This window comes from Zoogloea oryzae (assembly GCF_030161255.1).
GTDB lineage: Bacteria > Pseudomonadota > Gammaproteobacteria > Burkholderiales > Rhodocyclaceae > Zoogloea > Zoogloea oryzae.
Genome location: NZ_BSPX01000011.1, coordinates 33,322 through 57,832 on the forward strand (window position 1 = coordinate 33,322; position 24,511 = coordinate 57,832).

Below are 24,511 nucleotides of genomic sequence, written 5' to 3' on the forward strand. Positions count from 1 at the left end.
CAGCGCAGCGGCAGGCGGTGGGGTTCCGGGGTCGCTGTCTGAGCCCGCAGGGCGAGTTCGCGACACCGGCCGCCTGCTGTGAGCAGCGCAAGGGAGTCGGCCGCAGGCCGACCGGTGAAGCCGGGTCGCCTTTCTTGCCTACTTCTTTGGCGAAGCAAAGAAGTAGGTCGCCCGCCGGGGGCGGAAGCGGGGTTTCGCGGAGCACTGCTCCGCGCCGCTGGAGCCGGCCGGGTGTGCAAACCCGGCCGTGGAACGAACTCCCCGGCCAACCCCTGCCAACCGAAGCCACCACCGCATCAACCCGCGATGTCGGACTGAAGTCCGACCTACAGGGAAGCGCCCCGCAGCCCCCTTAGGACAACCAGCGCTTCCGCCGCCGGTAGTGCTTCACTTCCCGGAAACTCTTCCGCCCCTCGGACGACAGCCCCAGGTAGAACTCCTTCACATCCTCATTCGTCCGCAGGTCGGCGGCGTCGCCTTCCATCACCACGCGGCCGTTCTCGAGGATGTAGCCGAAGTCGGCGTAGCGCAGGGCGACCATGGTGTTCTGTTCGGCCAGCAGGAAGCTCACGTTTTCCTTGCTGTTGAGATCCTTCACGATCTCGAAGATCTCCTCGACGATCTGCGGGGCGAGGCCCATCGACGGTTCGTCCAGCAGGATCATCTCGGGCTTGGCCATCAGGGCGCGGCCGATGGCGCACATCTGCTGCTCACCGCCCGAGGTGTAGCCGGCCTGCGAGGTGCGGCGGGTCTTCAGGCGCGGGAAGTAGGCGTAGACCTTCTCCAGGCTCTCCTTCAGCTCGGCGCGGGACTGGCTGCGGGTGTAGGCGCCGGTGAGGAGGTTCTCCTCGATGGACAGGTGGCCAAAACAGTGACGGCCCTCCATCACCTGGATCACGCCCTGCTTCACCAGATCGGCCGGCGTGAGCTGGTCGATGCGCCGGCCCTTGAACTCGACGCTGCCCTTGGTCACGTCACCCCGCTCGGCCCGCAGCAGGTTGGAGATCGACTTGAGCGTGGTGCTCTTGCCGGCGCCGTTGGCACCCAGCAGCGCGACGATCTTGCCCTGGGGCACCTGCAGCGAGACGCCCTTGAGCACGAGGATCACGTGGTCGTAGATGACCTCGATGTTGTTGATGCTGAGGTAAGACATGGCGTCGGCCATCCTCCAGTGCGGGGCGGCGCGGGCCACCCTCGGTCGTTCTTGTTCTTGGGATGTCGGGATTCGGCAACTCGGACTGTAGGTCGGACTTCAGTCCGACATCACCTGATCAATACGGCAGTGTCGGACTGAAGTCCGACCTACAGGGACGGGCGCCGATCTTGGCCGGCGCCCGAAGCCCCGATCAGCCCTCCTTCGAGCAGTCGCGCGGCTTGATGCCCTTTTCCTTGGCGTAGGCGGCGGCGGATTCTTCGATCATGCCGCGCACCAGCGGACGGTCGGAGTCGATCCAGTCGGTGATGACCTTCCACTGGTTGCCGTCCCATTGCTGGAACTTCACCTTGCCCGGGCCTTCGTGATCGGCACACGACAGCTTGAGCGGCGGCATGAAGCCGGTGGCGCCCAGGGCCTTCAGGCGGGCGTCATCCAGGTTGAGGTTCTCGAAGCCCCAGCGCATCTGCTCGCCGGTCATCGCCTTGCCCTTGCCGAACTTCTCCTGAGCCTTGCGGATCGCCTCGACGGTGATGATCCCGTGCACCACGCCGCGGTTGTAATACACCGAGCCGATGCGGGTCTTGTCTTCCATGTTGCCCTTGTCCTTGCCGTACACGTGCTTCTTGATGTCGGCGACGACCGGGTAGTTGGCGCCCGGCACGTTGAAGCCGGCGGCGATGAAGCCCTTGGCGGCGGGGCCGGCGGGGATGGTGTCTTCCTCGGCACCAGACCACCACACACCGAGCAGCTTCTCGCGGGGGAAGCCGGTCTTGGCCGCCGCCTTGATCGCCGTCGGGTTCATCACGCCCCAGCCCCACAGGATCACGTAGTCGGGCTTGGCCTGACGGATCTGCAGCCACTGGGACTGCTGCTCGTTGCCCGGGTGAGCCACCGCGATCTTCAGGACTTCAAAGCCGTGCTTGGCGGCCAGCTTGTCCATGATCGCGTGGGATTCCTTGCCATAGGCGGAGTCGTGATAGAGCAGGCCGATCTTCTTGCCCTTCAGCTTGTCCATGCCGCCTTCCTTCTGGCCCATGAAGTTCACGATGGCCGAAGCCTGGGACCAGTAGGTGGTGATCATCGGGAAGACCCACGGGAACACGCGGCCGTCGGCGGCATCGGTGCGGCCGTAGCCGATGGTGACCATCGGGATCTTGTCCTGGGCAACCTTCTCGAGCACCGAGTAGGTGATGCCGGTGGAAACCGGCTGGAACACCGAGTTGCCGGTGGAGCCTTTCTTCTTCAGACGCTCGTAGCACTCGACGCCGCGGGCGTTGTTGTATTCGGTCTCACACTCTTCCCAGGTGAGCTTCACGCCATTCACGCCACCGTCGCGCTCGTTGATGAGCTGCATGTAGTCGATCCAGCCACCGAAGATCCCGGCGCCGCCGGCCGCGTAGGGGCCGACGCGATAGCTGGGCAGGCCGATGAACTGTTCGTCGGCGCTCGCCACGGCACTGCCCAAGAGGCCGGCGATGGCAGCACCCAGCAGAACGGTGTGCTTGAGTTTCATGGTGTGTCTCCTTTATTGGTGTGGGTGCTACGACGAAACAGGGTTACGTACGTTCGTGAAGAAGGCGCTTAGTGGGGGAAAGGCCACAGGCGGAGCTTCTCCTTGGCGATCTGCCACAGGCGGGCGAGGCCGTGGGGTTCGACGATCAGGAAGAAGATGATCAGCCCGCCGAACACGATCAGCTGGAAGTTGGACACGAAGCCCGCCCCCAGGGACTGGCCGAAGATCATCGGCACAAAGTTGTCCAGGAAGATCGGCAGCAGCACGATGAAGGCCGCCCCGAGGAAGGAGCCCATGATCGAGCCGACCCCGCCGATGATGATCATGAAGAGGATCTTGAACGACAGGTCGAGGTTGAAGGCTTCAGGCTCGACGGTGCCGATGTAGGTGTAGGCGTAGAGCGCGCCGGCCACGCCGCAGTAGAAGGAGCTCACCGCAAAGGCCAGCAGCTTGGTGCGCATCAGGCGGAAGCCGATCACCTGGGCCGCCACGTCCATGTCGCGCACCGCCATCCAGGCCCGGCCGGTGGAGGAGCGGACCATGTTCTTGGCCAGCAGCGCCATCACCACCACGATCAGGAAGGTGAGGATGTACTTGGCCTCCGGCGAGGCGAAGGTGTAGCCGAGGATGGTCACGTCCTGGGCGGTGACGACGCCCGACGACGAGTTGTTGGAGAACCACGGAAACTTCACCAGCGCCCACACGATGAAGAACTGCGCCGCGAGGGTCGCCACCGCCAGGTAGAAGCCCTTGATGCGCAAACTGGGTAGCCCGAACAGGATGCCCACCAGCGCCGCCGTGGCCCCGGCAAGCACCAGCGCCACCAGAAACGGCATGCCGTCGATGCGCAGGATGAAGTTGTAGGCCGCGAAGGCCCCCACGGCCATGAAGGCCGCCGACCCGAGGGACAACTGCCCCGCGTAGCCGGTGAGGATGTTCAGGCCCAGCGCGGCGAGGGAGAAGATCAGCACCGGAATGAGGATGGCCTTGAGCCAGTACTGGTCGGCGAGCAGCGGCACCGCCACGCCGAACACCAGCATCAGCACCCAGAACCCGATGCGGTCCTGGCGGATCGGAAAGATCCGGGCATCTTCGGCATAACTGGCCTTGAACTGGCCGGCTTCACGGTAAAGCATGGGTGGGTCTCCTTCTCCGCTCAGGCAGCGGTCCGCTGCTGGCTGACAGTCTTGTTATGGTGTTCGGCAATGGCCTCTGCGGGGCGCGCGGGCTGGGATGCATCAACACGCAGGAAGCATGCAGGCTGGCGAGGACGCTGTTGCGCGCTCAAACCCTTTGTTTCGGTGCTGCGAAGAAACACTTCGTCGCTGCTAAGAAAGGTTGCAGCGCTGCGAAGAAACGTCGCGTCGGTGCGAAGAAAGGTTTCAGCCTCAAACATAAGGGTTTCGCTCGCCAAACCTTTATGTTGACGGTCGAACATAAACACTTCGCCCTCGAACATAAGCAGTTCACCCTTAAACAAAGACCTTTCGCCCGCCAGCATCGACTGTCTGATCGCGGAAGAAGGCTTCGCGGCGGCCAGGCCCTTCATCGTCGCGGCGCCAGAGGCATGAAATCGGTTCATCGCCTTGCTCCTGGTCACACGCGGTCGATGTGCTTCTCGCCGAACAGCCCTTCGGGGCGCACGAGCAGGAAGGCCAGGGCCAGCATGTAGGGGAACCAGCCTTCGATGCCGCCTCCCACGAACGGGCCCACATACACTTCGGCCAGCTTTTCGGAGGCGCCGATGATGAGGCCGCCGACGATGGCGCCGGGCACCGAGGTGAAGCCGCCGAGGATGAGCACCGGCAGCGCCTTGAGGGCCGTGAAGGTGAGGGCGAACTGCACGCCGTTGCGGGCGCCCCAGATCATCCCGGCCACCAGCGCCACGAAGCCCGCCACCGCCCACACCACGCGCCAGATGGTCTGCAGCGGGATGCCGATGGACAGCGCGGCCTGGTGGTCATCGGCCACCGCCCGCAGGGCCCGGCCCACCTTGGTGTATTGGAACAGCAGGGCCAGCAGCGCCACCAGCGAGGCGGCCACGCCCGCGGCGAAGAGGTCGAACTTGGAGACGCCGATCTCGTAGTTGTCCATCAGCCAGGCGATGGGCTCATCGACGATGCCCAGATCCAGCCCGCGCACGGTGGCGCCCCAGGTCATCTGGGCGAGGCCCTCGATCACGTAGGTGAGGCCGATGGTGGCCATGAAGAGCGTGATGTGCGGCTGATTGACGAGGGGCCGCAGCACGATGCGCTCGGTGAGCGAACCGAGCACGATCATCGCGATGAAGGCCAGCAGGAAGGCCAGCCAGAACACCCCGCTGCTGTCCGCCTCCAGCCCCAGCCAGCCGGGCAGCACCTCCTGAAAGCCGACGAAGGTGAGCGCGGCGAAGAACACCATCGCCCCCTGGGCGAAGTTGAACACCCCCGAGGCCTTGTAGATCAGCACGAAACCGAGGGCCACCAGGGCGTACATGACGCCCGACAGCAGGCCGCCGATCAGTACTTCGATGAAAAATTGCATCTGCCTCTCTCCTCTGCGGCGGGTCGGGCCGGATTGCCCGCTGCCGCTTCTTCTGTCGTTCGGTGTCGGGTTACTGCGCCACCCCGACCTGCGGTGCTTCAGATGTCGGGTTACGCTGCGCCAACCCGACCTACGTCGGCATCGCTCCTTGCGTAGGTCGGGTTGGCCCGAAGGGCGTAACCCGACATCCCCGGCTAATGGGACGTGCCCAGGTAAGCCTTGATCACTTCCGGGTTGTTCTTCACTTCGTCCGGTGCGCCATCGCCGATCTTCTTGCCGTAGTCGAGCACCACCACGCGGTCGGAGATGTCCATCACCACGCCCATGTCGTGCTCGATGAGGACGATGGTGGTGCCGTAGTGGTCATTCACGTCGAGGATGAAGCGGCACATGTCCTGCTTCTCTTCCACGTTCATGCCGGCCATGGGTTCGTCGAGGAGCAGGATGTCCGGCTCGGCGGCGAGCGCCCGGGCCAGCTCGACGCGCTTCTGCAGGCCATAGGGCAGGCGGCCCACCGGCGTCTTGCGGATGTTCTGGATCTCGAGGAACTCGATCACCTCTTCCACCTTGATGCGGTGCGCGATCTCTTCCTTCTGCGCGGCGCCCCAGTAGAGCGCGTGCTGCAGGAAGTTGCACTTCATCTTGAGGTTGCGCCCGGTCATGATGTTGTCGAGCACGGTCATGCCCTTGAACAGCGCGATGTTCTGGAAGGTGCGGGCGATGCCCTGCTCGGCCGCCTCGTGGGGCTCCATCTTCTTGCGCAGCGCACCCTTGAAGAAGATCTGGCCTTCCTGGGGGTGATACACGCCGTTGATGACGTTGAGCATCGAGCTCTTGCCGGCGCCGTTGGGGCCGATGATGGAGCGGATCTCGTGCTGCTTCACGTTGAAGCTGATGTCGGTGAGCGCCTTCACGCCGCCGAAACGCAGGGAGATGTTCTGGAGGTCGACGATCACGTCGCCAATCTGTCTGGCCATGGTCGCTCTCCGTCAGGCCGCTTTCCGCGCGGGCGGAAAGATCTTGGCGTCCTCGATACGCAGGTCGGCGGACACCTTGTTGGTGCGGCCGTCCTCGTAGGTCACCTGGGTTTCGATGAACTGGCTCTTCTTGCCGCCGTAAAGGGCGTCGATGAGTACCGCGTACTTCTCGGCCACGAAGTTGCGGCGGACCTTGCGGGTGCGGGTCAGCTCGCCGTCGTCGGCGTCGAGTTCCTTGTGGAGCACGAGGAAGCGCTTGATCTGCGAATCACACATCTTGGGATCGGCGGCGAGATCGGCATTCACCTGCTCGACGCACTCGCGGATCAGGTCGTACACCTGCGGCTGACAGGCGAGGTCGGTGTAGCCCGAGTAAGCCATGCCCTTCCGCTCGGCCCAGTTGCCCACGGCTTCCAGGTCGATGTTCACAAACGCGGTGACGAAATCACGGCCGTTGCCAAAGCACACGACTTCCTTGATGTGCTGGAAGAACTTGAGCTTGTTCTCGATGTAGTTGGGCGCAAACATGCCGCCGCTGGTGAGCTTGCCCACGTCCTTGGCGCGATCGATGATCTTCAGGTGGCCGTCGGCGTCGAAGAAGCCTGCGTCGCCGGTCATGAAGTAGCCCTCGGCGTTGATGGATTCGGCGGTGGCATCCGGGCGCTTGTAGTAGGCCTTGAGCAGCATCGGGCCACGCACCAGGATCTCGCCGTTGTCGGCCAGCTTGACCTCGACATTCGGCGCCGGGGTGCCGACGGAATCGAGCTTGATCTGGCCATCGGGCTGCAGGCACACGTAGGCGCAGGTCTCGGTCTGGCCGTAGAGCTGCTTGAGGTTGATGCCGATGGAGCGGTAGAAGCGGAACAGATCGGGCCCGATGGCCGCGCCGGCGGTGTAGGCCACGCGGATGCGGCTCATGCCGAGCACGTTCTTGAGCGGGCCGTAGATCATCAGGTTGCCGAGCCAGTACTGCAGGCGGTCGCCGCCGGAGACCGGCTTGCCGTCGAGGATGTCCGCGCCGCAGCGGCGGGCCACGTCCATGAAGTGGGCGAACAGCTTGCGCTTGATGCCGCCGGCGTCTTCCATGCGGATCATCACCTGGGTGAGCAGGTTCTCGAAGACTCGCGGCGGAGCGAAGTAGTAGGTGGGGCCGATCTCGCGCAGGTCGTTCATCACCGTCTCGCCCGATTCCGGGCAGTTGATGGTGAAGCCGGCCACCAGCGCCTGGGCGTAGGAGAACAGGTGATCGCCCACCCACGCCATCGGCAGGTAGGAGAGGATGTCGTCCTCGTCCGAAAGCTTGTCGAACTGGCAGCCGCCCTGGGCCGCGGCAATGAAGGCACCGTGGGTCTGGCACACGCCCTTCGGCTTGCCGGTGGTGCCCGAGGTGTAGAGCATCACCGACACGTCGTCGGGGCTGCCCTTGTCGATCTCGTTGCCGAGGAAGTCCGGGTGGTTGCGGTCGTGGATGCGGCCCATCTCGAGGACTTCATCCAGGCCGTGCAGGAAGGTCTGGTTATAGTGGCGCAGGCCGCGGGGGTCGTCGTAGATGACGTGCTCGAGGAGGGGCAGGCCCTCCTTGATCTCGAGCATCTTGTCCACCTGCTCCTGGTCCTCGACGCAGGCGAAGCGGATCTCCGCGTCCTGCATCACGTAGGACATCTCCTGGGCTACCGCGTCCTGGTACATCATCACCGGGATGCCGCCCAGGCACTGGCAGGCCGCCACCGACCAGTACAGCCGCGGCCGGTTGTCGCCGACCACCGCCAGGCGGTCGCCGCGCTTGAAGCCCAGCTCGGCCAGCCCGCTGGCAATGGCGCGCACCCGCTCGGCCACTTCGGCCCAGGTGTAGGTTTGCCAGATGCCGTATTCCTTTTCGCGCATCGCCGGCCGATTGGGCCGCTGCCGGGCGTGGTGCATCAGCAGGCGCGGAAAGGTATCCAGGCTGCCCATCTCGGCCGAACTCTCGCCGGTGTTTGCCATCCCCATCCTCCTCCGGTCTTGTCTCGCGTCGTGCCCGCAGTCCGGAAACGGCCGCGGATAGTGTGTTTTGTGACGTGAGGACAGTCTGGCAAACCATGTTTGCTCAACTGTTTTTCAAATGTACGGAATTGTGAGTGAGGTACGGCGAGGTGTAATTCGGCCAGCCGGCCCGGACGTCAGGGCGTGCCCGGAAGAATGCCGAGGGCCTTGAGGGAGGCCTTGGTCAGCGCCGGTCGCAAGGCCAGATCGGCCGGATTGCGAACAGTGATGTTGGTCGCGAAGACCCAGGTGTCGTCCGGGGTTTCCACGTAGCCCACGTACCAGCCGATCTGCGGCGTGGCGCGGGCGGCCCAGCCGGTCTTGGCGTAGAGGGCGTAGGCCGGCGTGCGCTCGGCGAGCATCACGGCCTTGAGGGTGGCGTAGTGCCCGGCACTGAAGGGCAGCTGCTGGCGGATAACCTGCTTGAGAAAGGCCACCTGCTCCTGCGCGCTGATCTGCAGCGAACCATCCAGCCAGAAGGCCGTGGTGTCGAAGGGCTCGGTGAGCTGGCCGTAGCCGGCGTCGCGGATGTAGCGGCGGTAGGCGTCGTCGCCGACCCGTGCGGCCATCTGCTGGTAGCACCACACGCAGGACACCCGGAAGGCGCTGGCGAGGGTCTGGTCGCGGTTCCAGTCGGGGATGTCGTGCGGCTGGCCGTCCCACTTGAGCACGCTGTCGGCGGTGATGGCCTTTTCTTCCAGGGCGATCAGGGTATTGAAGACCTTGAAGGTGGACGCACAGGCAAAGCGCTGCGCCGCCCGGGCGTCGCCGTGGATGAAGCTGTGGCCGTCGCTCAGCGCGCTCACCACCAGCGTCCCCTCGACTTGCTGGCCGGCAAACACCGCAGCGATGCGCGTGTCCTCGGCTGAGGCGCTGTGGGCGAAGGCGAAAAGGGCAGCACAGACGAGTCGTTTCACGGGACGGGCGCAGGCGTGGCTGGCCCATCATTCTAGCGGTGCGGCGCCCGATGTCGGCCATGAAAACGCCGCGGTCAGGCGGCGTGGGGTGAAACGACGATCGGGCTGGCGGTCAATTGGTGTCGCGGCCTCCGATCGGGCCAAGCTGCTGGTTCAGATCGGACCAGGCCGACCCGCCGTAGTAGCTGCCGTAATACGAGCCCGGATAGGTGTCGCCACTGCGGTAAGCCGCGTCGTCCTTCATCATGTCGCTCCGGACCGGGCCTTGCGAGCCGCCTGCAGCAGTGGGCTCCATGCTGTCGTAGGGATCACTCCCCATCGCCCGATGCTGGCTCATTTCGTAAGAAAAGGCCTGCAGGCTGTCATAAAGATCGGCTGCGCCGGCGGGCGCGACGGCCAGAACGCTTCCCATCAGGAATCCGGCACCGATTTTCGCCAAGAGACTCTTTTTCATGTTGTCCTCCGTTGAGTGTTCCTCCCTGAAAAAGAGTGGTGGAACGACCCCCGGATCACCCCGGAAACCGCTCCGGACCGCGGACGGGCAGGTTGATGCCCACCCGCGGTGACCACCGGATCATGCCGCCCGAGGGGCTGGCCTGGATCGGCTTCGGTCACTGTTTCATCATAGTCGACGGATTTACTCAACAAAGGAGAATCGCCACGCCGGGGCGATCACTTGGCGGCGGTGCGCAGCGGGCCGCTGCCCCGCTCGGGCGGCACCACGTCGTCCAGTGCCAGCAGGGCCAGCACGCCGGCCACCAGCGAGCGGTGCGCCAGCGGGGTGTTGGCGTACCAGCGGGAGAGATAGCTGCGCAGGCTGCTGCGGGCGTCGTCGGGGTCGAGGTTCATGTAGCCGAGGGCCTGCCAGTTTTCCGGGTTGCGCTCGAAGAGGGGCAGCAGCAGGTTGGCCAGCACCTCGTTCTTCTCGCGCAGATAGGGGTTATGGCGCAGCTCGTCCTCGTGGGCCTGCAGCCAGGCGGCCAGCGGCGCGTCGGGGGGCAGGCGGCGGTGGCCTTCGGAGACCAGCAGGTCGAAGAAGCGCCGCAGCCGGTCGGCCTCGCCCGCCCATTCGGGCCCCGGCGGCTCGGCCTCCCAGCGCTGGGCGAGATGGCGCAGGGTGAACAGGGAGGCCGTCTCGCAGAGGGTTTCCTCGAACCACTGGTTGTCCCGCCGGGGCGGGCTGCCTGCCGGGTGGGCGTCGTGGTTGGACATCACGTGACACAGCTCGTGGGCGAACTCGTAGGCGTAGAGATGCCAGTTCTCGTCCCGGGCGTGCAGGCGGATGCGGAACTCGCCGCCGGGCCCGCGGCCGTAGAGCGCCATCGGCGGGCCGTCGGTGTGGGTGACGACGATGGGCGCGGTGAGCCCGCTCGGCAGGCGCGGCAGCAGTTCGTCGGCGACGGCGTTCAGCACCGTCTCGATGGATTCCTTGCGCCCGCGCCCCCAGCCGCCGCCCTGCACCTGAATGCTCAGGCCGAGCTTGCGGCCTTGGGATTTCTTGACCGGCACCTCGCCGCCGTCAGCCCAGGCCAGGGAGCACATCACCGAGGCCAGGATGAAGGGCACGCGCATGCCCCGCCGCAGCCAGTCGGCCGTGACGGCATCACGGAAGAACGAGCGTCTGCGCTTCCTGTTCATGTCACCCGCGATCCGGCGACGGAGCCGGCCGGATGCCCGCCCCTCGTTCCATCATAGATCGCCCCGAAAGAATGCCAAGACGACCGGCAATCCGCCCTCCGAGTGCCAATTAGCACACAAAGTCTCACCCACCGTGGGCGTTATCATCGGATGTGATCCGTTCTCGTCACACTTTTTCACCTCCGGATCGGCCCCTAGATGATGATCTCCGCCCTTCGCCGCTCCCTTGTCACGCTGGCGCTCTGCCTTCCCTGCCTGTCCACGGCCCTCGCCGTCGATGCCCCGCCGACGGCTGCCGAGGCACGCATCGAGGCCGCGGCCCTGGCCGCCCAGGCTGCCGTGCAGATGGGCCCGCGGGAAATCGAGCTGGGCGACCAGGGCGTGCTCAAGCTGCCCGAAGGCTTTGGCTTCATCCCGAAGGCCGAGGCCCAGGCGCTGATGGAAGCCCAGGGCAACAAGAACGGCGGAAAGGGTTTCCACGGGCTGGTGGTGAGCCCCGATCTGGCCGGCTTTGTGGCGGTGGAATTCACCCCCGCCGGTTACGTGAAGGACGAGGAAGCCCGCGACTGGAACGCCGACGAGCTCCTCAAAAACCTCAAGGACGGCACCGAAGCCGCCAACGCCGAGCGTCGCAGTCGCGGCCTGCCTGAATTCAACGTGGTCGGCTGGGTCGAGGTGCCGAGCTACGACCCCGCCACCCACCGGCTGGTGTGGTCGGTGGCTGCCCGCGCCAAGGATCCCCAGGGCCGCGGCGACGGGGTCAACTACAACACCTACGTGCTGGGCCGCGAGGGCTACTTCTCGATGAACCTCGTCACCAGCATGGATCGGGTCGAACTGGAAAAGCCCGCCACACGCGAACTGCTGGCCGCCCTGACCTTCAACGAAGGCAAGCGCTACGCCGACTTCAACGCCGCCACCGACCGCATGGCCGAGTACGGCCTGGCCGCGCTGGTGGGCGGCATGGCCGCCAAGAAGCTCGGGCTGTTCGCCAGCCTGGGGCTGTTTGTCGCCAAGTTCTGGAAGGTCGGCCTCCTGGCGATGGTCGGTCTGGGCGCCGGCGCCAGCCGCGTGCTGGGCCGCAAGAAGGACACCACGCCCTGATGTGAGCGATTTCGCCGCCAGTCGAGAACTTGCCCGCAAGCGGCATGTCCAGGAGAATCCACTGGCAAACTAATTCGGCATCTCGGATGAACGGCCCTGCACGGGCCGTTTTTCATGGATGCGCCCGGTCATGAAACTCCTCCTGCTTCTCCTCGGCGGCGCCAAGTTCGGCAAGCTGCTCACCACCGCCGGCACCATGCTGCTGTCCATCGGCGCCTACGCCCTGATCTGGGGCTGGCGTTACGCCGCCGGCTTCGTCGCGCTGATCTTCTGCCACGAGATGGGCCACTACCTGGCCGCCCGCCGGCGCGGCCTCAACGTGGGCGCGCCCACCTTCATCCCCTTCCTCGGCGCGTGGATCGAGCTGAAGGAGCAGCCCATGAACGCCGAGACCGAAGCCTACGTGGCGATGGCCGGCCCCCTGGCCGGCACCGCCGCCTCGCTGCTGTGCTATTTCGTGGCCCGCTCGGAAGGCAGCGACCTGCTGCTGGCACTGGCCTATTCGGGCTTCTTCCTCAACCTGTTCAACCTGATCCCGGTGCCACCCCTCGACGGCGGGCGGATGACCGGCGTGGTGTCGCCGAAGTTCTGGCTCGTCGGCGCGCCGGTGCTGATCGGGATCTTCCTGTGGCGCCCCAGCCCGATGCTGGTGCTCGTCGCCCTGCTGGCCGCCCCCCACATGTGGCGCGCCTTCCGCGGCGAGGCCGCGCCAGCCCCCGGCTACTACGACACCCCACCGGCCAAGCGCATCGAATACGCCGTGCTCTACCTGGGCCTGACCGCCTGGCTGGCCGTGATGACCCACGACGTGCACGAGATGCTGGCCGCCGTGCGCGGCTGACACCTCACCGCTGCTCGATGGACGTGGACTAAGCAAGGCCCCGATCCTATGCTGAACGGAAGACATCCCGTCTTCCGAGGATCGCCCATGCAAGCCCGCCGCCGGCCCTCCGCCGGCCTCGTCGCCATCGCCCTCTCCTGCTCCGCCGCCCTGCTTGCGGGCGGCTGCACCACCGTCGTGATCCACAGCGACGGAGTGGTGAAAAGCGAATCCCGCTTCGGCATCCTCCACCTGAATCTCGATCCCGGACGCACCACCGCCGTTGCGGTGACCAGTGTCGGCATCGCGTCCCTTCCCGGCAGCACGGCCATCGGCTACACCCGGTGGCGGGGCGTCGGGCTACCGGCAGTGGAAGGCGATCGCTGCCTGCTGGTCACCTTTGACTCACCCCAACAGTCTGGAGCGGAAGAATGAACACAAGAATCCCGCAATCCCCCCTCACCCTTGCCGCCGTAACGCTATGCCTCGCCGGCTGCGTGAGCGTGCCGATGGCCCCGCTGGTGTATGGCTCGAAGACGGTGGGCGGGCTGGATATTTCAACCACCACCAGCACAACCAACCCGGGCGTGAGCATCTCCATCGGCTACAAACGCGACGACGTGGCGCTGGTTCCGGTGGCGGTGCTGAAGAACAAGGGGCAGCCGGTCGGCAGTGATGGCAAGGGCGGCGAGCATATCCTGATCGTCCACGGTGACGACGCCAACGCCGACGCTTCCGATGGCGGCAAGGACACCAAAGGAGCTTCCGATCCCGGCAACCGGAAGAAGGATTCCATGTCGGTGTTCGGCAGTTTCGAGGGCCGCGGGATGGCGAGCGCTGACGCCACCAGCGCCCAGGCCGTGGCCGCAAACTACTTCTCGACAGGAATCGCCGCCCAGCACCTGGCCGCCGGCATTGGTCGCGCTGCGGCAGCCGACCAGATCCGGCGGTGTTTCGAGGCGGTGCGGGACATCGCGGACAAGCTCCCCGCTGATAAACAGGACACCTTCCGTGAGAAAGGGCTGACTGCCTGCAGCGAGGCCGGCAAGCCGCCCTCCACCGCGGAGACGGGCAAGAAGTAGGCGTCCGCCAACGACAAACGGCGCCGAAGCGCCGTCTGTCGTGTCTCCCCCTCCCGGAAGCGGGGAGGGCGTGGCGGCTTACATGCTCCGCCGGTACTGACCACCCACGTCGTACAGCGCGGTGGTGATCTGGCCCAGGGAGCAGTACTTCACCGCATCCACCAGCACCGCGAAGACGTTGCCGTTTTCGATGACTGTCTGCTTGAGCTTGGCGAGCCACTTGGGCGCTTCCTCGGCGTTGCGGGCCTGGAAGTCGGCCAGGCGCTGGAGCTGGCTCTGCTTTTCGTCTTCACTGGAGCGGGCCAGCTCGATTTCCTGCTGGGCCATGCCCTTCGGGTTGAGGAAGGTATTGACGCCGATGATCGGGTAGGAGCCATCGTGCTTCTTGTGCTCGTAGTAGAGCGACTCTTCCTGGATCTTGCCGCGCTGGAAGCCGGTTTCCATCGCGCCCAGCACGCCACCGCGGGAGCTGATGGCCTCGAACTCCTTGAGCACCGCTTCTTCGACGAGGTCGGTGAGTTCCTCGATGATGAAGGCGCCCTGGTTGGGGTTCTCGTTGTTGGCGAGGCCCCATTCGCGGTTGATGATGAGCTGGATCGCCATCGCCCGGCGCACGGATTCCTCGGTCGGGGTGGTGATCGCTTCGTCGTAGGCGTTGGTGTGCAGCGAGTTGCAGTTGTCGTAGATGGCGATCAGCGCCTGCAGCGTGGTGCGGATGTCGTTGAAGTCCATCTCCTGGGCGTGCAGCGAGCGGCCGGAGGTCTGGATGTGGTACTTCAGCTTCTGGCTGCGCTCGTTGGCGCCGTACTTGTTCTTCATCGCCACGGCCCAGATGCGGCGGGCGACGCGGCCGATCACCGAGTATTCCGGGTCCATGCCGTTGCTGAAGAAGAAGCTCAGGTTGGGCGCGAAGTCGTCGATGTGCATGCCGCGGGCGAGGTAGCTCTCGACATACGTGAAGCCGTTGGACAGCGTGAAGGCCAGCTGGCTGATCGGGTTCGCGCCGGCTTCGGCGATGTGGTAGCCGGAGATCGACACCGAGTAGAAGTTCTGCACCTTGTTATGGACGAAGAACTCCTGGATGTCGCCCATCATCTTGAGGGCGAACTCGGTCGAGAAGATGCAGGTGTTCTGACCCTGGTCTTCCTTCAGGATGTCGGCCTGCACGGTGCCGCGCACGGTGGCGAGCACCCATTCGCGGATCTTCTGGTATTCGTCGTCGGTGGCGTCGCGGCCGTTCTGCGCCTTGAACTTGGCGAGCTGCTGCTCCAGCGCGGTGTTGAAGAACATCGCCAGAATGATCGGCGCCGGGCCGTTGATGGTCATCGACACGGAGGTGGTCGGGTTGACCAGGTCGAAGCCGTCGTACAGCACCTTCATGTCGTCCAGCGTGGCGATGGACACGCCGGAGTTGCCGATCTTGCCGTAGATGTCCGGACGCGGATCCGGGTCGCAGCCGTACAGCGTGACCGAGTCGAAGGCGGTGGAGAGGCGATGCGCGGGCATGCCTTCGGAAACCTTCTTGAAGCGGCGGTTGGTACGGAAGGCGTCGCCTTCGCCGGCGAACATCCGGGTCGGGTCTTCACCTTCGCGCTTGAAGGCGAACACGCCGGCGGTGAAGGGGAAGGAGCCGGGGACGTTTTCCTTCATCAGGAAGCGCAGGGTCTCGCCGTCATCCTCGAAGCGCGGCAGGGCGACCTTGCGGATCTTGCTGCCCGAGAGGGATTCGGTGGTGAGGACGGTGCGGATTTCCTTGTCGCGGATCTTCACCACGTACTCGTCGGCCGAATACAGCTCGACGGTCTTCGGCCACATGTCGAGGAGCTTGCGGCTGGTGGCGGTGAGCTCGCCGTCCTTCCACTCGATGAGTTCGGCAAAGCTGCCGGCGTCCTTCTTGCAGCCTTCGAAGAGCTGCTTGGAGATGCGCAGGGCCTGACGTTCGCGGGCGACGCGGGCCTGCTCCGACGTGTGCTTGTGGTAGCCACGCACGGTGTCGGCGATCTCGGCCAGGTAACGGGTGCGCTCGGCCGGGACGATGGCACGGCCGCGGCTGGAGGCCTTCACCGCCACGATGGGCAGCTTGGCGCCGTGCAGCTTGAGGCCCTTGGCGGCGAGCGCCGGGGCCAGCGCCTGGTAGAGCGCGGTCACGCCGTCGTCGTTGAAGCGGGCAGCCATGGTGCCGAACACCGGCATCTCGTCGGTGTTCTGGTTGAACAGCTCGCGGTTGCGCTGGTACTGCTTGCGTACGTCGCGCAGGGCGTCTTCCGCGCCCTTGCGGTCGAACTTGTTGATGGCCACGAAATCGGCGAAGTCGAGCATGTCGATCTTCTCGAGCTGGCTGGCAGCGCCGAATTCGGGGGTCATCACGTACAGCGACACATCGACGAAGGGGACGATGGCGGCATCGCCCTGGCCAATGCCGGAGGTTTCGACGATCACGAGATCGAAACCGGCCAGCTTGGTGGCGGCGATGACTTCGGGGAGGGAGACGGAAACTTCCTTGCCGGTGTCGCGGGTGGCCAGCGAACGCATGAAGATGTTCGGATGCTCGATGGCATTCATGCGGATGCGGTCGCCCAGCAGCGCCCCGCCGGTGCGCTTGCGCGACGGGTCGATGGAGATGATCGCAAGCTTGAGCTGGTCGTTCTGGTCGAGGCGGAAGCGGCGCACCAGCTCGTCGGTGAGGCTGGACTTGCCGGCGCCGCCAGTGCCGGTGATGCCCAGCGCCGGGGTCTTGAGGCTCTTGGCGGCCTCGATGACCGCGGTCTTGACGGCGTCCGGGTAGGCGCCGTTTTCAAGGCCGGTGATGATCTTCGCGAGCACGCGGCGATCGCCCGACTTGAGCGCGGCCACCACGGCGTCGGCGCCTTGCGGGCCGGAGTGGGACAGGTCCTGGTCGCACTTCTCGACGAGGTCGTTGATCATGCCCTGGAGGCCCAGCACCGCGCCGTCTTCGGGCGAGTAGATGCGGGTGACGCCGTAGTCGTGGAGCTCCTTGATCTCGGCCGGGACGATCACGCCGCCACCGCCGCCGAAGACCTTGATGTTCTCGCCGCCGTTCTCGCGCAGCAGGTCGATCATGTACTTGAAGAACTCGACGTGGCCGCCCTGGTACGAGGTGATGGCGATACCCTGCACGTCTTCCTGGAGCGCCGCGTTGACGATCTCGCCCACCGAGCGGTTGTGGCCGAGGTGGATCACCTCGGAGCCGGTGGACTGGAGAATCCGCCGCATGATGTTGATGGACGCATCATGTCCATCGAAAAGTGCTGCGGCAGTGACGAAACGCACCTTGTTCTTGGGCTTATAGGCGACGAGTTTCTTGGCAACGCTCAGGTCGGTCATGCTGTCTCCCCCAACTCATGTTTATCAGTCCTTGAATGGTAGAAGGCCGCCCACGCCTTTGCCATTGCCGTTGTCGACGGGATTCGTGCAAAATCCGCCAAACGGCAGGCAGCGTCGCCAGCCCTGACTCCACCGGATCGGAGAACCCCCTTTGGCAAGCTCCGCAGCCCGCAAACGCACAAGCGTATCAATGGGTTTCGTCACCGGAATGCTTTCCGGAATGCTGCGTCGCAATATCGACCCAGCCCCTCACCTTGCCGGACTCGACATCGATCTTGCAGACGCGGCCAGTCGGGTGCCGGTCGACCGCTACGCGACCCTCTACAACCGGATCATCGCCGCCCTCGATGACGAAGGCTTCGGGCTGTTTTCCGGCAGCATGCGGCCGGGCAGTTTCGAGTTCCTGTGCCGGGGCATGCTCGGCGCCCCGACCCTCGCCGACGCCCTCGACCGGGCCCGGCGTTTCCTGTCCATCGTGCTGCCCGATCTGGCGGTGAGCATCGAACGCCGCGACGCCCGGGCCGAGCTGCACATCGTCGAGTCCGCGCCCCTCACCGCCCACCCGGACGACCCGGCGCGGGTGTTCGCCTTCGAGTGGCTGCTGCGCCTCCTCCACAGCCTGTCGTGCTGGCTGGCCGGGCGTGGGCTGGCGCTGGATTCGGTGGATTTCCCCTTCAGCCGCCCGGACCACGCCGACGACTACGTGCTGGTCTATACCGAACGCTCCAGCTTCGTCGGCGGGCAGCGCCTCACCGCCCACTTCAACGCCACCCTGCTCGACCTGCCGATCCGCCGCGACGAGGCCGCCCTCGCCAGCTTCCTCGAAGGTGCGCCGGGCCGCATCAGCATGCTCTACCGGCGCGACCGGGCCACCGTGCTGCGGGTGCGCGACCTGATCCGCGACGCCCTGCCGGCCAGCCTGTCCCAGGACGACGTGGCGAGCCGCCTGCACATGTCGCCGCGCACCCTGCACCGTCGCCTCGAAGAAGAAGGGGCGAGTTTCCGCGGCATCAAGGAAGCCCTGCGCCGGGACATCGCCCTGGCCCGCCTCACCAAGACCCGCCAGCCCATCGCCCAGGTGGCCGCCGACCTGGGCTACGCCGACACCTCGGCCTTCTACCGCGCCTTCACCGGCTGGACTGGCATGTCGCCCGAACGCTACCGACGGCAACTCGCCGGCCAAAGCCACGAAAAACGCGGCGACCCGTCCTAGAATTGCGTCATCCGTCCGTCCGCCACATCATGCCCCCTCCCCCACCTCTGACCGACGCCCTCGTCCGCGAAGCGGAGTCGCTGCTGCTCGGCCTGCTGCGCAACGACCTCATCGGGGTCTACGTCATCCAGGATCACGTGATCCGCTACGCCAACCGGCGCTTTGCCGAGATGTTCGGCTACACCCCGGACGACATCAGCAACCAACCGGCGCTCGAGCAGTTCGTCGCGCCCCACGACCGGGAGCGGGTGCTCGCCAACGTGGCCCGGCGCATCCGCGGCGAAGCCAGCACGGCCCACTACACCTTCCGCGGCCAGCACCGCGACGGTCGCACCCTGGAGATGGAGGTCTTCGGCAACCGCACCCAGCTCGAAGGCCGCCCGGCGATCATCGGGCTGATGCTCGACATCACCGCCCGCAAGGCCGCCGAGCAGACCACCGTCGAGCAGCTGCACTTCATCGGCCAGCTGCTCGAGGCCATCCCCAGCCCGGTGTTCTTCAAGGACGAGCAGGCCCGCTACCTGGGCTGCAACAAGGCCTTCGAAACCTACATCGGCCGCCAGCGGGGCGAGCTCATCGGCCGTTCGGTGTTCGACATCTCCCCGCCCGAGCTGGCCGCCCGCTACCACGAGGCCGACCAGCAGCTCTTCGACCACCCCGGCGTGCAGACCTACGAAGCCTCCGTCGAATCCACCGACGGCATGCGCAAGGAGGTCATCTTCAACAAGGCCACCTGGCTGCGCTCCGACGGCAGCGTGGGCGGGCTCGTGGGCGTGATCACCGACATCACCGACCGCAAGCAGACCGAAGCCCTGATCTGGATGCAGGCCAACTACGACCCGCTCACCGGCCTGCCCAACCGGCGCCTCCTCAACGACCGCCTGGCCGAGCAGATCAAGCGCGCCCAGCGCGACCAGGGCAGCCTGGCCGTGCTCTTCATCGACCTGGACCGCTTCAAGGAAGTGAACGACGCCCTCGGCCACGAAGCGGGCGACCAGCTGCTGATGGAAGCCGCCCGCCGCGTGGTGGGCTGCGTGCGCGGCACCGACACCGTGGCCCGTCAGGGCGGCGACGAATTCACCGTGCTGCTGCCCGGCCTCTCCGAGCGGGCCCCCATCGAGCGCATCGCCGAAGACATCATCCTGGCCCTCACCGAGCCCTTCCAGCTGGGTAACGAGCAGGCCTACGTCTCCGCCAGCATCGGCATCACCCTCTTCCCCCAGGACGCCGACAACCCCGTCGCGATCCTCAAGCAGGCCGATCAGGCCATGTACCACGCCAAGGAAGAAGGGCGTAACCGCTTCTCGTACTTCTCGCCCGCCATGCAGGAGCGCGCCATGCTGCGCGTGCAGCTGGGCAAGGACCTTCGCGCAGCCCTCGCCGAGCGCCAGCTCAGCCTGCACTTCCAACCCATCCCCAGCCTGGGCAGCGGCAGCATCCACAAGGCCGAAGCCCTGCTGCGCTGGACCCACCCCCAGCGCGGCCCGGTGCCCCCGGCCGAGTTCATCCCGGTGGCCGAAGAGCTCGGCCTCATCGACGCCATCGGCGCCTGGGTGTTCCGCCAGGCGGTGGCCACCGTCGCCCGCTGGCGCGACATGCAGCCCGCGGGCGCGACCGACGAGGTGCAGATCACCGTCAACGCCTCGCCCCGCCAGTTCGCCACCGGCACCTCGCTCGAGGTGCTGCTCGACGAGCTCGACCGCCGCCAGCTGCCCGGCAGCTGCATCGCGCTGGAGATCACCGAAGGCCTGCTGCTCGACGAGCGCCCCACGGTCACCGCCCAGCTCGCCCGCCTTTCCGCGGCCGGCATCCAGACTTCCCTTGACGACTTCGGCACCGGTTACTCGGCGATGGCCTACCTCAAGCGGATGGACATCCACACCCTCAAGATCGACCGCTCCTTCATCCGCGACCTCACCACCGACCCCAGCGACCTCGCCATCACCGAGGCCATCATCGCCATGGCCCACAAGCTCGGGCTGGAAGTGGTGGCCGAAGGCGTCGAGACCGAAGCCCAGCGCGACTGCCTCATCGCCGCCCACTGCGACTACGGTCAGGGCTACCTGTTCGCCCGCCCGATGCCCGAGGACGCCTTCCTCGAACTCATCGCCTGCCAGCCCGCATGATCGCCCGCATCGCCACGCCGTTCATCAAGCCCAGCTCGCCCGAAGAGCTGCGCCGCTACGACCTCCTCCTCGCCGGCTTCGACCTGCTCGACCAGGCCATCGCGGTGTTCGACGCCACGCCCAAGCTCGTCACCTGGAACAAGGCCCTGCTGCGCCTGCTGGATTTCCCCGAGGATCTGGTGCGCGTCGGCACGCCCTTCGAGGAGTTCCTGCGTTTCAACTTCCAGCGGGGCGAATACGGCAGCGGCGACGTGGAGCGCCTGATCGCCGAGCGCATGGCCTCGGTGCGCGCCTTCCAGCCCCACAGCGCCGAGCGCACCCGCCCCAACGGCCAGGTGCTGGCGATCCGCGGCGTGCCCATCCCCAATCTGGGCTTCGTCTCCCTGTGGACCGACATCACCGAACAGCGCCGCTACGAGCGCCTGATCGAGAGCCAGAACGCCGAACTCGAAACGCGCGTCCGCGCCCGCACCGCCGAGCTCGAAGCCGCCACCGCCCGCCTCGACGCCCTGGCCGGGCAGCTGTCCCGCAGCGAAGAGCGCCTGCGCCTCATCATGGACGCGATTCCCGCGCTCATCGCCTACGTGGACGCCGGTGAGCGCTACCGCTTCGCCAACCGCGGCTACACCGAATGGTTCGGCTTCAACCGGGACGCCATCGTCGGGCGCAGCATCGAGGAAGTCTTCGGCCCCGAGGCCTACGCCCAGATCAAGCCCTACCTCGACCAGGCCGCCACCGGCGAGCAGGTCAGCTACGAATACTCCCGCACCAACGCCGCTGGCAAGCAGGTATATGCCCGCAGCGCGGTGGTGCCGGAAGCCTCGGTGGCCGGCGGCGTGCAGGGCTACTTTGTGCTCTCCATCGACATCACCGAGCAGAAGGCCAGCCAGGCCGCACTGATCCAGGCCCAGAAGATGGAAGCCGTCGGCCAGCTCACCGGCGGCCTCGCCCATGATTTCAACAATCTGCTCACCATCATCACCGGCAACCTCGCCACCCTCAAGGACAAGCTGCCCGCCGGCCAGGGCTTCGACGATTTCCTCGACCCCGCCCTCTCGGCCGCCCGCCGCGGCACCGAGCTGATCCGCCGGCTGCTCACCTTCTCCCGCCAGCAGCCGCTGGAGCCCAGCCCGGTGGAAGTCGGCGCCCTGGTGCACGGTATGACCCAGCTGCTGTCGCGCTCCCTCACCGAGCGCATCGCGATCCACCTGGAGCTCCCCACCGAGAAGCTCTACGCGCTGGTGGACCCGCACCAGCTCGAGAACGCCCTCCTCAACCTCGCCATCAACGCCCGCGACGCCATGCCTGAAGGCGGCGAGCTGCGTATCGCCGTGGCCCGCCGCCATGTGTCGGCCAGCCTCGCCCTGCTGGTCGAGGTGCCCGCCGGCGAATACGTGCAGTTCGACGTCTCCGACACCGGCACCGGCATCCCGCCCGAGCTCCTGCCGCGGCTCTTCGAGCCCTTCTTCACCACCAAGGCCTTCGGCACCGGCAGCGGGCTCGGGCTGGCGATGGTGTATGGCTTCATCCGCCAGTCCGGCGGCAACATCCGCATCCTCAGCACCCCGGGCAAGGGCACCAACGTGCGCTTCATCGTGCCGATGACCGACGCCCCCACCGCCAGGCCCGCCGCGCCGCCGCCCGAGACCATCGACCTCGCCGCCGAAAGCCGCCTCGTGCTGCTGGTCGAGGACGAGCCCGAGGTGCGCAAGGTGATCCGCCAGCAGCTCACCGAGCTCGGCTTTCCGGTGATCGAGGCCGCCAACGGCTTCGAGGCCCGGGCCATGCTCGAGGCCGTCGAGGACATCGCCCTCCTCGTCTCCGACACCGTGATGCCCGCCATGGGCGGCCGCGAATTGGCCGCCGCCGCCCGCAGCCTTCGGCCTACACTGCCGATACTGCTGATCACCGGCTACGCCACCGGCGACGCACCGCCGGGCACGCCCGACATCCCGACCCTGCGCAAACCCTTCGACCGGGCCGCCCTCGCCGCCGCCATCCGCGGCGCCGTGGCGCCCTTCGCCCCCTCGGAGCCCACCGCCCCATGACCACACCCGACAAGGACACGCCGCTCATCTTCGTCGTCGAGGATGAAGCCGACATCGCCCGGCTGATCGCCGGCACCCTCGCCGAATACGGCTTCCGCAGCGAAACCTTCGGCACCGGCCGGGCTCTGCTCTCCCGCGCCCGCCGGGAGCAGCCCGAACTCGCCATCCTCGACCTGGGCCTGCCCGACATGGACGGCCTGCAGGTGCTGCGCGAACTGCAGGAGAACCACCCCTGCGCGGCGCTCATCCTCACCGGCCGCGACGGCCTCACCGACCGGGTGCTGGGCCTCGAACTCGGCGCCGACGACTACCTCGTCAAGCCCTTCGAGCCCCGCGAGCTCGTCGCCCGGGTGCGCTCCATCCTGCGCCGCTACCAGAAAGCCCCGGCCAGCGAGCCCGCCGGCCACAGCGCCGTGCGCTTCGCCGGCTGGCATTTCGACATCGGCCGCCTCAGCCTCACCCACGAAGACGGCCGCGAAGTGAGCCTCTCCGCCGCCGAAGCCGCGCTCCTGCAGACGCTCCTCAAGCGCCCCAACAAGATCCTCACCCGCGAGCAGCTCATCGGCGAGCGCGAGCTCGACCCCTTCGACCGCAGCATCGACGTGCGCATCTCCCGCCTGCGCCGCAAGCTCGAAGACGACCCGCAGGATCCGAAGATCATCAAGACGGTTTATGGCGCCGGCTACCTGCTGTGCGCCAGCGTCGAGTGGCTGGGCTGATCCGCCAACAAAAAACCCGCCCCGCCTGAGGGCGGAAGCGGGTTCTGGTTCGACGCGAAAACGCCCTCAGTCGAAGGGCTTGGGCCGCGGCGTGGCATCGGCCGACGGCGGCAGGATCGGCATCGCAAACTGCGGCTGCTTGCCGGTCAGCGTCTTCAGGAAGGCCACGATACGGGCGTTCTCCTCGGCGCTGAACTTGCGGCCCAGCTGCACCCGACCCATGGTGTCCACCGCTTCAGGCAGGGTGTTGGCGGCGCCGTCGTGGAAGTACGGATAGGTGAGCTCGACATTGCGCAGGGTCGGCACTTTGAAGTTGAAGCGGTCGGCGTCCTGGCCGGTCACCGCCACGCGGCCCTCGGCCGGGCTGCTGGCCTTGTACGGCTCCACCACGCCCATCTTCTGGTATGAATTGCCGCCCACCGCCGGGCCGTTGTGGCAGGCCACGCAGCCGCTGTCCTTGAACAGCTTGTAGCCGGCCAGCTCGTCGGCGGTCAGCGCCTTCTTGTCGCCCTTCAGCCACTTGTCGAAGCGCGAATCCGGCGTCACCAGGGTTTCCTCGAAGGTGGCGATGGCCTGGGTCACGCGGTCGATGGTCACCTCGTCGGAGCCAAAGGCCTTCTTGAAGGCGCCGCGGTAGCCGGGGATGGTCTTCAGCGTGTTCACCGCCAGCTCATGGCTGTAGGCCATCTCGCCCGGGTTGGCGATCGGGCCGCCGGCCTGGGCCTTCAGATCGGCCGCGCGGCCATCCCAGAACTGGGCCAGGTTGAAGCGCGAGTTGAGCACCGTCGGCGCGTTGATCGGGCCCTTCTGCCAGCCGTGGCCGATGGACGACTTCAGGTTGTCGCTGCCACCCATCGACAGGTTGTGGCACGAGTTGCACGAGATGAAGCCGGACTTCGACAGACGCGGATCGAAGAACAGCATCTTGCCCAGCTCGGCCGTGGCCGGGCTGGCGACGCGGGCGGGGGCGATCGGCTGGATGGGCTCGCCACCGGTGGCAGCATTGGCTGCCGACAGCGGGGCAAGCAGGCAGGCAAGCAGCGCAAGGCCGGGCTTGAATTCGAATTTCATGGGACGCTCCAGTGGGTGATGACGGCGCCCGACATGCCCGCCGAAAGCTGCACGACAGGCTGGGCCGGACAGCCTTTGATTATCCCGCACAAAACTTAAGCAATGCTTAAGAGATACCCGGATGTCGTCAGCTCCCGCAAACAAAGGCAAACCGGCCACCCATCGAAACACCCCGGGCGGCGCGCCCCCGCCATCGGCACCGCGCCCCTTCCTCGCCCCGCCCCCCGCTCGTACAAT

General features: G+C 66.3%; 20 protein-coding genes. 8 read left to right on the forward strand and 12 right to left on the reverse strand.

Annotated elements, in window-relative coordinates:
• Nucleotides 1-352: 352 nt before the first annotated feature.
• The 10 genes from QQK25_RS05740 to QQK25_RS05785 form a co-directional block, all read right to left on the reverse strand.
• Complete coding sequence (locus QQK25_RS05740) at nucleotides 353-1,165, reverse strand: ABC transporter ATP-binding protein (protein ID WP_438696426.1); 813 nt, start codon at nucleotides 1,163-1,165, stop codon at nucleotides 353-355.
• Between the two features lie 181 nt (nucleotides 1,166-1,346).
• Complete coding sequence (locus tag QQK25_RS05745; protein WP_284187074.1) at nucleotides 1,347-2,669, reverse strand: ABC transporter substrate-binding protein; 1,323 nt, start codon at nucleotides 2,667-2,669, stop codon at nucleotides 1,347-1,349.
• Between the two features lie 68 nt (nucleotides 2,670-2,737).
• Complete coding sequence (locus QQK25_RS05750; protein WP_284187075.1) at nucleotides 2,738-3,805, reverse strand: branched-chain amino acid ABC transporter permease; 1,068 nt, start codon at nucleotides 3,803-3,805, stop codon at nucleotides 2,738-2,740.
• A gap of 20 nt (nucleotides 3,806-3,825) precedes the next feature.
• The gene (locus tag QQK25_RS05755) at nucleotides 3,826-4,251 is read right to left on the reverse strand and encodes a hypothetical protein (RefSeq protein ID WP_284187076.1); all 426 of its coding nucleotides are present in this window, start codon (nucleotides 4,249-4,251) and stop codon (nucleotides 3,826-3,828) included.
• A 14-nt stretch (nucleotides 4,252-4,265) separates the two neighbouring features.
• On the reverse strand, nucleotides 4,266-5,192 hold the full coding sequence (locus QQK25_RS05760; protein WP_284187077.1) for a branched-chain amino acid ABC transporter permease: 927 nt from the start codon (nucleotides 5,190-5,192) through the stop codon (nucleotides 4,266-4,268).
• Nucleotides 5,193-5,386: 194 nt separating this feature from the next.
• Entirely contained in the window at nucleotides 5,387-6,169 is a 783-nt protein-coding gene (locus tag QQK25_RS05765; protein WP_284187078.1) for an ABC transporter ATP-binding protein, read from the reverse strand.
• A gap of 12 nt (nucleotides 6,170-6,181) precedes the next feature.
• Nucleotides 6,182-8,152, reverse strand: a complete 1,971-nt coding sequence (locus QQK25_RS05770) for an AMP-dependent synthetase/ligase (protein WP_284187079.1) — start codon at nucleotides 8,150-8,152, stop codon at nucleotides 6,182-6,184.
• A gap of 176 nt (nucleotides 8,153-8,328) precedes the next feature.
• Nucleotides 8,329-9,108: a class D beta-lactamase gene (blaOXA, locus tag QQK25_RS05775; protein ID WP_284187080.1), complete on the reverse strand. Its 780-nt coding sequence runs from the start codon at nucleotides 9,106-9,108 to the stop codon at nucleotides 8,329-8,331.
• A 112-nt stretch (nucleotides 9,109-9,220) separates the two neighbouring features.
• Nucleotides 9,221-9,562, reverse strand: coding sequence for a hypothetical protein (locus QQK25_RS05780; protein WP_284187081.1), 342 nt, complete (start codon nucleotides 9,560-9,562; stop codon nucleotides 9,221-9,223).
• Nucleotides 9,563-9,780: 218 nt separating this feature from the next.
• Nucleotides 9,781-10,746, reverse strand: coding sequence for a hypothetical protein (locus QQK25_RS05785; protein WP_284187082.1), 966 nt, complete (start codon nucleotides 10,744-10,746; stop codon nucleotides 9,781-9,783).
• A 198-nt stretch (nucleotides 10,747-10,944) separates the two neighbouring features.
• On the opposite strand from QQK25_RS05785, the gene QQK25_RS05790 reads away from it, so the two are divergent.
• From QQK25_RS05790 to QQK25_RS05805, 4 genes are all read left to right on the forward strand, one after another.
• Entirely contained in the window at nucleotides 10,945-11,850 is a 906-nt protein-coding gene (locus QQK25_RS05790; RefSeq protein ID WP_284187083.1) for a DUF2167 domain-containing protein, read from the forward strand.
• Nucleotides 11,851-11,980: 130 nt separating this feature from the next.
• Nucleotides 11,981-12,691 carry a site-2 protease family protein gene (locus tag QQK25_RS05795; RefSeq protein WP_284187084.1) on the forward strand — a complete coding sequence of 237 codons (711 nt, stop codon included), beginning with the start codon at nucleotides 11,981-11,983 and terminating at the stop codon, nucleotides 12,689-12,691.
• An 87-nt stretch (nucleotides 12,692-12,778) separates the two neighbouring features.
• Entirely contained in the window at nucleotides 12,779-13,105 is a 327-nt protein-coding gene (locus QQK25_RS05800; protein WP_284187085.1) for a hypothetical protein, read from the forward strand.
• A complete protein-coding gene (locus QQK25_RS05805; RefSeq protein ID WP_284187086.1) occupies nucleotides 13,102-13,752 on the forward strand; it encodes a hypothetical protein in 651 nt (216 codons plus the stop codon). The genes QQK25_RS05800 and QQK25_RS05805 overlap by 4 nt, the downstream gene beginning before the upstream one ends.
• Before the next feature lie 78 nt (nucleotides 13,753-13,830).
• Here QQK25_RS05805 and icmF read toward each other — a convergent pair whose 3' ends face one another.
• Complete coding sequence (gene icmF, locus QQK25_RS05810) at nucleotides 13,831-17,097, reverse strand: fused isobutyryl-CoA mutase/GTPase IcmF (RefSeq protein ID WP_284187087.1); 3,267 nt, start codon at nucleotides 17,095-17,097, stop codon at nucleotides 13,831-13,833.
• A 190-nt stretch (nucleotides 17,098-17,287) separates the two neighbouring features.
• Between icmF and QQK25_RS05815 the strand changes: the two genes are divergently transcribed.
• The 4 genes from QQK25_RS05815 to QQK25_RS05830 are packed head-to-tail and all read left to right on the forward strand — an operon-like array spanning nucleotide 17,288 to nucleotide 23,203.
• Nucleotides 17,288-18,310, forward strand: coding sequence for an AraC family transcriptional regulator (locus tag QQK25_RS05815; protein ID WP_438696427.1), 1,023 nt, complete (start codon nucleotides 17,288-17,290; stop codon nucleotides 18,308-18,310).
• A 29-nt stretch (nucleotides 18,311-18,339) separates the two neighbouring features.
• On the forward strand, nucleotides 18,340-20,436 hold the full coding sequence (locus QQK25_RS05820) for a putative bifunctional diguanylate cyclase/phosphodiesterase (protein ID WP_284187089.1): 2,097 nt from the start codon (nucleotides 18,340-18,342) through the stop codon (nucleotides 20,434-20,436).
• On the forward strand, nucleotides 20,433-22,484 hold the full coding sequence (locus tag QQK25_RS05825) for a PAS-domain containing protein (RefSeq protein ID WP_284187090.1): 2,052 nt from the start codon (nucleotides 20,433-20,435) through the stop codon (nucleotides 22,482-22,484). The genes QQK25_RS05820 and QQK25_RS05825 overlap by 4 nt, the downstream gene beginning before the upstream one ends.
• On the forward strand, nucleotides 22,481-23,203 hold the full coding sequence (locus QQK25_RS05830) for a response regulator transcription factor (RefSeq protein WP_153160530.1): 723 nt from the start codon (nucleotides 22,481-22,483) through the stop codon (nucleotides 23,201-23,203). The genes QQK25_RS05825 and QQK25_RS05830 overlap by 4 nt, the downstream gene beginning before the upstream one ends.
• Before the next feature lie 66 nt (nucleotides 23,204-23,269).
• Here the strand turns inward: QQK25_RS05830 and QQK25_RS05835 are convergent, their stop codons facing one another.
• Complete coding sequence (locus QQK25_RS05835) at nucleotides 23,270-24,274, reverse strand: cytochrome-c peroxidase (protein ID WP_284187091.1); 1,005 nt, start codon at nucleotides 24,272-24,274, stop codon at nucleotides 23,270-23,272.
• Between the last annotated feature and the right edge of the window lie 237 nt (nucleotides 24,275-24,511).

Coding starts and splice junctions, on each gene's coding strand:
- QQK25_RS05740 (WP_438696426.1), bottom strand. CDS start 1,165: ATGGCCGACGCCATGTCTTACCTCAGCATCAACAACATCGAGGTCATC.
- QQK25_RS05745 (WP_284187074.1), bottom strand. CDS start 2,669: ATGAAACTCAAGCACACCGTTCTGCTGGGTGCTGCCATCGCCGGCCTC.
- QQK25_RS05750 (WP_284187075.1), bottom strand. CDS start 3,805: ATGCTTTACCGTGAAGCCGGCCAGTTCAAGGCCAGTTATGCCGAAGAT.
- QQK25_RS05755 (WP_284187076.1), bottom strand. CDS start 4,251: ATGAACCGATTTCATGCCTCTGGCGCCGCGACGATGAAGGGCCTGGCC.
- QQK25_RS05760 (WP_284187077.1), bottom strand. CDS start 5,192: ATGCAATTTTTCATCGAAGTACTGATCGGCGGCCTGCTGTCGGGCGTC.
- QQK25_RS05765 (WP_284187078.1), bottom strand. CDS start 6,169: ATGGCCAGACAGATTGGCGACGTGATCGTCGACCTCCAGAACATCTCC.
- QQK25_RS05770 (WP_284187079.1), bottom strand. CDS start 8,152: ATGGCAAACACCGGCGAGAGTTCGGCCGAGATGGGCAGCCTGGATACC.
- QQK25_RS05780 (WP_284187081.1), bottom strand. CDS start 9,562: ATGAAAAAGAGTCTCTTGGCGAAAATCGGTGCCGGATTCCTGATGGGA.
- QQK25_RS05785 (WP_284187082.1), bottom strand. CDS start 10,746: ATGAACAGGAAGCGCAGACGCTCGTTCTTCCGTGATGCCGTCACGGCC.
- QQK25_RS05790 (WP_284187083.1), top strand. CDS start 10,945: ATGATGATCTCCGCCCTTCGCCGCTCCCTTGTCACGCTGGCGCTCTGC.
- QQK25_RS05795 (WP_284187084.1), top strand. CDS start 11,981: ATGAAACTCCTCCTGCTTCTCCTCGGCGGCGCCAAGTTCGGCAAGCTG.
- QQK25_RS05800 (WP_284187085.1), top strand. CDS start 12,779: ATGCAAGCCCGCCGCCGGCCCTCCGCCGGCCTCGTCGCCATCGCCCTC.
- QQK25_RS05805 (WP_284187086.1), top strand. CDS start 13,102: ATGAACACAAGAATCCCGCAATCCCCCCTCACCCTTGCCGCCGTAACG.
- icmF (WP_284187087.1), bottom strand. CDS start 17,097: ATGACCGACCTGAGCGTTGCCAAGAAACTCGTCGCCTATAAGCCCAAG.
- QQK25_RS05815 (WP_438696427.1), top strand. CDS start 17,288: ATGGGTTTCGTCACCGGAATGCTTTCCGGAATGCTGCGTCGCAATATC.
- QQK25_RS05820 (WP_284187089.1), top strand. CDS start 18,340: ATGCCCCCTCCCCCACCTCTGACCGACGCCCTCGTCCGCGAAGCGGAG.
- QQK25_RS05825 (WP_284187090.1), top strand. CDS start 20,433: ATGATCGCCCGCATCGCCACGCCGTTCATCAAGCCCAGCTCGCCCGAA.
- QQK25_RS05830 (WP_153160530.1), top strand. CDS start 22,481: ATGACCACACCCGACAAGGACACGCCGCTCATCTTCGTCGTCGAGGAT.
- QQK25_RS05835 (WP_284187091.1), bottom strand. CDS start 24,274: ATGAAATTCGAATTCAAGCCCGGCCTTGCGCTGCTTGCCTGCCTGCTT.